Consider the following 8,020-nt stretch of genomic DNA (forward strand, 5'->3'; position numbering starts at 1 on the left):
AGCAAAGTTATGAAAATAATGTCGCTTTGGCTTGTGCTTACATTTGGCTGAAATTTTGAATGTTCAACACGCCCTAAGACAAACACTAGTTATTTGCCCCGCCTTTAAAAAATGACATATTATGATTTATGATAATTCTCACACATCTACTAGTTTGATGAGCAGTTCATCAGGCTCAACGGCCAAAGACTATGCTCAAATAGAGAGTAGGGTAGTCAATGAGCTATCTGCATTAGTAGTTCAACAACGACAAATACTAGGTATGTTGGGTCTTGATATTTGGATACCACGAGAATGTGATACTGTGCGTGTTGATTATGAGAATTTTGCTGAACACTATGAGAAAAATATTAAAGTTAAAGCTAATTCTATTGATCTGCAAGCAGATATAAGCTTAACTTCTGCCGATGTAAAGCCTACAGTAAAACAGCTAAGTGATAACCTAGCCATTCAAAATTCATCAGCTATAACTGATCAAGATCAGATTTTTAATATTAATTCTGAGCAAAATTTAGATAAGCAAAATTTAGATAAATCGGCATTGAACGTTAATCAGATTCAAGCTTTAAGAAGAAATTTTCAAGTCCCAAAAGAACCAATATTCGAAGCACAAACTGTCCATTCAAAAACAGTCGAATCACAAACAGCTAATTCATTAGTAGACAAAACACAAAGTGTAGAAAAAAAGGCAAACCTTGCAGAAAGTTTAGAACAAGTTGCTCCTTTTGAAATCGTTGGCGCTCAATATAAAGACTGGGTGCTAATAGTTGATGTGTCCATTTTTAAAGATCAGCAAGCGTTAACTTTGTGGGAAAATATACTTTTAGCATTGTCTGTAACAGCTCAAGGATTAAAATTTCCTATATGTCAGGGTATTAGTGACAAAGAGTCTGCTAATGCAAGCGTAGCAGGGTTTGTTTTTAGCTTGTCTAAGAATAATGAAGCTAAGGTGGCTGCACTTACGCCACTGCCTCATAGTGTTGAGCACCCAAAACTTATCAAACTACCTTACTTGATAGAAATGTTGTCAGATAGTGCTCTTAAGAAGCAACTTTGGCACACCCTGAACCAAAATTAAATTATTAAAATCTTTTAATATCAAAGCTAATATTTCTGTGCCAGTTAACAGTATTTTTAACTTGGTTAATTGTATTATACTTATCCAGTTTTCACTTTAATGCTGTAACCCATTTAACCTTAATGTTTAGTAGGAAAATCATGAATCAAGTCACTACAGCCACCAATCAAGATGCCAATTTCAGCTCAAATGGTAATTCTAAAAACAATGTTACTAATAATACTAGTACCTTCTCAGAGGTTCATCGTTCGCATAACTTTTGTGCGGGACCTGCCTCGTTACCGACAGAAGTATTGCTAAAAGCACAAGCTGAAATGTTAGATTGGAATGGTAAAGGCGTCTCTATCATGGAGATAAGCCACCGTAGTGCGGACTATATTAAAGTGGCTGAAGAAGCGGAAAACAGCTTACGCCGTTTAATGAAGATTCCTGACGATTATAAAGTACTTTTTTTACAAGGTGGTGCAACGCTACAATTTTCAGCGATTCCTTTAAACTTATTGGCTACAGAAGACAATAGTGGTAAAGCAGATTACTTAACCACAGGTGCTTGGTCAGAAAAAGCCATTAAAGAGGCCAATCGGTATGCTCAGTTAGGATTGGGTGTAGTCAATGAGGTTGCGTCTAGTAAAGCTTCTAATTTTACGACTGTGCCTGATCAAAGTGAATGGCAGTTATCTAACAGCGCTCAATATTTTCATTATTGTGTCAACGAAACTATTCATGGCGTTCAAATTTTTGAGCCACCCAAAGTTGATGCTCCCTTAATTGCTGATATGTCTTCATGCATCTTATCTGAACCGATTGATGTGTCAAAATTTGGCATGATATATGCCGGTGCTCAAAAAAACATAGGTCCAGCTGGACTTGTTATTGTCATTATCCGTGAAGACTTGATTGGTAAAGCCAGTGATTGGTGTCCTGCCTTACTTGATTATTCCAGTCAATCTAGCAAAGAATCAATGTTAAACACGCCTGCTACCTATTCATGGTATTTAGCAGGGTTGGTTTTTAAATGGTTAGAGCAGCAAGGTGGTTTGGAAGTGATCGCAAAGCAAAACCGTCAAAAAGCTGAATTATTGTATAAAACTATTGATCAAAGCGACTTTTATGTTAACCCAGTGGACAGGAAGTATCGCTCTATAATGAATGTGCCTTTTACCTTAAAGAACAGTAGTCTTGATTCACAATTTTTAGCAGAAGCAGAGCAGGCAGGTTTGCTTAATTTAAAGGGTCACCGTGATGTAGGTGGTATGCGTGCGAGTATCTATAATGCAGTGAGCCTAGAATCGGTTCAAGCTTTATGTCACTTTATGACTGAATTTGCTAAGAAGCAGTCTTAAAAATTAACACATCTAAATGATAATTTTGATTATCCATAATTTTAATTCGAAGAACTAATAAAGGTTGAAAGATAGCGTGATTAAAGTTATCCCCTTAATTGAAAAGCTAAATGGAGAGATGGTTTGAAGACTAATTTGTTTTTTAAAAAACAGACCTCTTTACTAGCTTCAATTCTGTTGTCAGCGCTATTAATCAATTGCATACCTATTGCGCAAGCTGATCCAATTACGGTAACAGCCATTGGACATAATAGTGATGCGCTTTATATTAATGCGCCTTTTATGCCTTATGCAAATCCACAAGCGCCAAAAGGCGGTATGTTATCTTTATCAGCAACGGGGACATTTAATAGTGCTAACCCTTGGATGACGACGGGTATCGCCATGAGTGGTACCGGTTATCTTTACGATACGCTATTAACTGGCTCACTAAATGAGTCATTTGTTATGTATCCGCAATTGGCTGATAAAGTAACTTATGATCCTGAAGATACCAGTTGGATTATCTATCACATCAACCCAAAAGCAAAGTTCTGGGATGGTTCAGCAGTCACTAGTGCCGATGTACAAGCCACCTATGATGCTTTGTTAAACAAAGGATTGATGCAAACACGTAGTTATTTATCTGGCGTAGATAAAGTTGAGATTATTGATAAGTATCGGGTTAAGTTTCATTTTAATTCTGCCGAAAATAAAGAGCTTTTGTTAATTGTGGGACAATTTCCAATCTTTAAAAAGGATTCGATTGATAAAGACTTTGAGAAGCTTTCGCTTACGCCTTTGATGGGGAGTGGGCCCTATAAGCTATATCACGTTGAACAAGGTCGGAGTGTCACCTATAAACGTGACCCTAACTATTGGGGTCAGCAAGTCATGTCCAACATTGGGCGATATAATTTTGATTATATTAAATACACCTATTATGGTAGTGATGAGATTGCTTTAGAAGGATTTAAAGTAGGTCAGTATCAATTTAGAGAAGAGAGCTCTGCCAGAAAATGGGTGACAGCTTATGATTTTCCAGCAGCTAGAGCTGGTTTGATCAAAAAAGAGGCAATAGTTACCAAAAATCCTGTGGCTATGCAGGCGCTTGTCATGAACCTTAGAAAAGACATATTTTCAGATATTCGAGTACGTCAGGCTGTAACCAATGCCTTTGATTTTGAGCTAATGAATAAAACCTTATTTTATGGTCAATATCAGCGTCTTGAGAGTTTTTTCCACGGCTCAGAGTTAGCAGCTACCGGCACACCTAGTGCAAACGAGTATGAAGTTTTAAAACCTCTTTTGCCGCAGCTTGAACCCATTCAAAGACAAGCTGCTATATCAGAATGGCATCTTTCAAAGTCAGATGGAAAAGGGTATAACCGTCAAGCTCTATTAGAGGCTAGAGAAAAATTGCTACAAGCAGGTTTTTTTTATAAAGATATGCAATTGTATCAAGCAGATGGCAAACAGGCTAAGTTTGAAATACTTATAACCGATGACAAAATAACTCGAGTACTCCTACCTTTTGTAAATAATCTAAAAAAACTAGGCTTTACGGTTTCAATTAGACAAGTTGATACTTCCCAATATTTAGAGCGTTTAAGAAGGTTCGATTACGATATGATTGTAGCAGGTTACCCTCAAAGCAATTCACCAGGCTCAGAGCAGAGCTATATGTGGGGAAGTAAAGCTGCTGATGAGCAAGGTAATCAGAACTTTAGTGGTATCAAAAATAAAGCCATAGATACTGTAATAGATAAGTTAATAAAAGCTGACAATAGAGAAAAGATTGTCTTATATTCCAAAGTTTTAGATCGACTGCTAAGAGCCGGGTACTATATGGTGCCAATGTATGGTTCAACTAGTACAAGAGTCGTTTACTGGGATAAATATCGTCATCATCAAACCTTGCCAGATGATTCAATTGGTATTGATTATTGGTGGGTGGATAAATCAGCAGAGTCTATTATTGATAAATACCTTAAATGAAATTTTGCCTTATTTAACATTCTCTACAAATATATATTGCTGACCCAATTTATTTAATAATAGGAAATATCATGAGCTTAATTATTACGCCTATTCGAGCCTTTACAGATAACTATATATGGGCACTTGTTAATGATAAGAATAAACAAGTCATCGTGATTGATCCAGGTCAAGCTGAACCTGTTGCTCAGTATTTACAACAGTACCAACTTGAATTGACTGCGATTTGGATTACTCATCATCATCATGATCATATCGGTGGTGTGGCTGAATTACGAGAGCTATATCCAATGACTCATGTGGTAGCAGGTTTAGATCATGGCGTAAATCCTGATCAGATTGTTAAAGAGGGCAGTTCAGTCAGTGCATGGGGCTATACAGCTCAGGTTTGGGCGGTACCGGGACATACTGCATCTCATTTGGCATATATATTGGCCGAAGATGAGTTAAAGCAGGTATTTTGTGGCGATACCTTATTTAGTGCTGGTTGTGGTCGAGTCTTTACTGGCACTATTGAACAACTCTTTGAAAGCTTTAAGCGCTTAAACAAGTTGCCAAAAAATACATTGTTTTATCCAGCCCATGAATACACTGCCTCAAATTTAAGATTTGGTCTTTTTATTGAACCAGACAATCTCATAATGCAACAGACCTTAGTGGAGGTCGAAGCGCTAAACAATCAAGGTAAGCCCTCATTACCGGTCACTTTAGAGCACGAAAGACAAGTTAATGTCTTTTTACGGAGTGAAGAGTTGACGGTTATTGATGGGGTACAACGACAAGTTGAGCTTGCAGACACTAAGTCCTTTACTGTCTTTAGTGCTTTGCGAGCTTTGAAAGATAATTTCTAAATTAATTAATGTAATGTTAGACCAATATACTTTGAGATGTTTGAATAATCGCGGTATATAATCATAAGGATTGAAATAATGGGACGTTATATTTTAAAACGGTTATTGCTTATCATACCGACCTTATTTCTTATTCTTTTAACCAACTTTGTGTTGGTGCAAGCTGCACCAGGTGGACCGGTTGAGCAACAAATTGCTCAAATTGAATTAGCTAAAAATGCTGGAGAGACTGTCAGTGCAGGCGTCGGTAAAAGTAATCCGATTTCAGACAATAGCTATCGTGGTTCCCGAGGATTGTCTAAAGAAATGGTTGATGCCATTAAAGCTCAATATGGTTTTGACAAATCTGCCTCAGAACGTTTTTGGATTATGTTAAAAAATTATGCTGTACTAGATTTTGGTACCTCATTTTTTAAGGGAAAACCGGTTACTGAGTTAATCATCGAGAAATTACCCATATCTATTTCACTGGGTTTATGGAGTACTTTGCTTATTTATCTTATTGCCATACCTTTAGGTATTTACAAGGCGATGCATCATGGTTCAGGTGTAGATAAATTAACTGCGGTAATGTTGGCTGTGGGGCATGCCATTCCGATATTTGTCTTTGGGGTAATCCTATTGGTTCTCTTTGCAGGAGGGAGCTATTGGCAAATCTTCCCTTTACAAGGTCTTGTTTCTGAAAATTTCGATGATTTAAACACGTTGGCCAAAATAAAAGACTATTTTTGGCATTTGGCGTTACCTCTAACGGCAAGCACTATTGGAGGCTTTGCAGCACTGACCTATTTGACTAAATTTAGCTTTATCGAAGAGTTATCAAAACAGTATGTTTTAACCGCGCGCGCCAAAGGATTGTCTACTAATCAGGTGCTTTATGGTCATGTGTTTAGAAACGCTATGCTCATTGTTATTGCTGGTGTCCCTGCCGCAATTGTTAGTATATTTTTTACCGGTAATTTTTTAATTGAGATAATTTTTAAACTTGACGGACTAGGTTTAATGGGCTTTGAAGCAGTTGTACAACGAGATTATTCAGTGATATTTGGTACCCTCTTTATTTTTACATTAGTAGGTCTATTGCTACAGCTTATCAGTGATATAAGCTATCATTTGATTGACCCTCGTATTGATTTCGAGGGTCGGTAAGATGAGTAAGCTATCGATTACCCTTAACCCCATATGGCAGGCTAGATTTAAACGTTTTAAGCAAAATAAGTTAGGCGTGTTTACCCTTATATTATTTGCCATCATCTCATTAATATGTCTTTTTGCTAACTTTGTGGCTAATGATAAACCTTTAGTGGTTAGCTATGATGGCCACTTATACTTCCCAGTTGTTCAAGCCTATCCTGAGACGACATTTGGAGGCATTTTTGAAACTGAAGCGGACTATAAAGACCCAGCCGTAAAAGAATTGATTGATCAGAATGGCTTTATGATTATGCCGCTAATAGAGTTTGCTGATCAAACAGCAAGTGTCGAAATTGAACAGCCTTATCCAGCACCGCCCAATAGTCAGAACTGGTTAGGAACCGATGATACGGGTAGAGATGTCTTAGCTCGCATTTTATATGGTATGCGTATCTCGCTGATATTCGGTTTAGCTTTAACATTAGCCGGCTCGCTAATAGGCATCATAGTAGGTGCCATACAAGGTTATTATGGAGGCTGGACAGATCTCATTGGTCAACGTTTTATGGAGGTATGGGCAGGTCTACCTCAACTGTTTATGATTATTATCTTAGTCAGCCTGTTTAACCCAAGTGTATGGGTCTTATTTGCTCTAATGCTGTTATTTGGCTGGATGAGTTTGGTAGGTTTGGTACGAGCTGAATTTTTACGGGCACGTAATTTCGATTATGTAAGAGCTGCCAGAAACTTAGGCGCGACAGACTCTCAAATAATGCTACGTCATATTTTACCTAATGCTTTGGCGTCAAGCTTATCGCAGTTACCCTTTATCTTAACAGCCAATATAGTGGCATTGACCTCGTTAGATTTCTTAGGATATGGCTTGCCGCCAGGGTCCCCATCTTTAGGAGAGTTGATGAACCAAGGAAAAGAACACTTAGATGCGCCTTGGCTAGCATTGTCAGCCTTCTTTAGTTTGACTATCGTATTATCACTATTGATATTCGTTGGGGAGGCCCTCAGAGATGCGTTTGATCCAAGGCGCTAATTCATAGTAATCCTTGAATTGTTTTTATAATAAATAACGTTTTATTGTTAACTAGTTTATTGAAAAAAAACGTAAGTTATTCATTATAAAAGTTTTTTAGATCAAAGCTTATTGACAGCGAAAACTAATATTATATTCGTAGTCATCGTCTCGAGAAAGGTCTGGCTTACTAGTACCAAAGACTGCACCCGCAATTGAACCAGTTTGGTCAATCATGCGACCCGTTTTTTCATTAAATATACCGTTATACACAAGCTCGTCTTTTACAATAATTGCTTGACGCATGCCACAAGTTTTTTTGGCACTGGCTAATGCATTCTGTTGCGCTTGAACTTTGGTTTTACCAATACCACTGGTCTCAAAAATAGAATCGGCACGTTGAATCACTGGGGCAGATGGGTTGGATTGACAGCCACTTAAACTAATAACGGCTGACGTTAATAAGCCTAAAGCCATAAATTTAGAAGATTTTTGCAATGTGGAAATTGTCATAATAATAAACCTCAAGATAATAATATAAAAATAGAGTAATGCTTAGGGCGTGTGGAACATTCGACCATGGCACTGGCGGAGACTATTTTTTAGTCAA

The 8,020-nt window shown here is 37.6% G+C and carries 7 protein-coding genes; 6 read left to right on the forward strand and 1 reads right to left on the reverse strand.

The window, feature by feature from the left end:
- Window positions 1-121 precede the first annotated feature (121 nt).
- The 6 genes from QZ265_RS08390 to QZ265_RS08415 all read left to right on the forward strand — a co-directional run bounded on the left by QZ265_RS08390 (window position 122) and on the right by QZ265_RS08415 (window position 7,431).
- Window positions 122-1,078 carry a hypothetical protein gene (locus tag QZ265_RS08390; protein WP_296405258.1) on the forward strand — a complete coding sequence of 319 codons (957 nt, stop codon included), beginning with the start codon at window positions 122-124 and terminating at the stop codon, window positions 1,076-1,078.
- A 140-nt stretch (window positions 1,079-1,218) separates the two neighbouring features.
- Window positions 1,219-2,421: a 3-phosphoserine/phosphohydroxythreonine transaminase gene (gene serC, locus QZ265_RS08395; RefSeq protein ID WP_296405260.1), complete on the forward strand. Its 1,203-nt coding sequence runs from the start codon at window positions 1,219-1,221 to the stop codon at window positions 2,419-2,421.
- A gap of 123 nt (window positions 2,422-2,544) precedes the next feature.
- Complete coding sequence (locus QZ265_RS08400; RefSeq protein ID WP_296405262.1) at window positions 2,545-4,398, forward strand: extracellular solute-binding protein; 1,854 nt, start codon at window positions 2,545-2,547, stop codon at window positions 4,396-4,398.
- 71 nt (window positions 4,399-4,469) lie between these two features.
- The gene (gene gloB, locus QZ265_RS08405; protein ID WP_296405264.1) at window positions 4,470-5,249 is read left to right on the forward strand and encodes a hydroxyacylglutathione hydrolase; all 780 of its coding nucleotides are present in this window, start codon (window positions 4,470-4,472) and stop codon (window positions 5,247-5,249) included.
- Between the two features lie 78 nt (window positions 5,250-5,327).
- On the forward strand, window positions 5,328-6,398 hold the full coding sequence (gene yejB / locus QZ265_RS08410) for a microcin C ABC transporter permease YejB (protein ID WP_296405265.1): 1,071 nt from the start codon (window positions 5,328-5,330) through the stop codon (window positions 6,396-6,398).
- 1 nt (window position 6,399) lies between these two features.
- Window positions 6,400-7,431: an ABC transporter permease gene (locus QZ265_RS08415; RefSeq protein WP_296405267.1), complete on the forward strand. Its 1,032-nt coding sequence runs from the start codon at window positions 6,400-6,402 to the stop codon at window positions 7,429-7,431.
- Between the two features lie 108 nt (window positions 7,432-7,539).
- Here the strand turns inward: QZ265_RS08415 and QZ265_RS08420 are convergent, their stop codons facing one another.
- Window positions 7,540-7,887, reverse strand: a complete 348-nt coding sequence (locus tag QZ265_RS08420; protein WP_296405269.1) for a hypothetical protein — start codon at window positions 7,885-7,887, stop codon at window positions 7,540-7,542.
- Window positions 7,888-8,020 lie beyond the last annotated feature (133 nt).

Source organism: Psychrobacter sp. (assembly GCF_018260395.1).
Lineage (GTDB): Bacteria > Pseudomonadota > Gammaproteobacteria > Pseudomonadales > Moraxellaceae > Psychrobacter.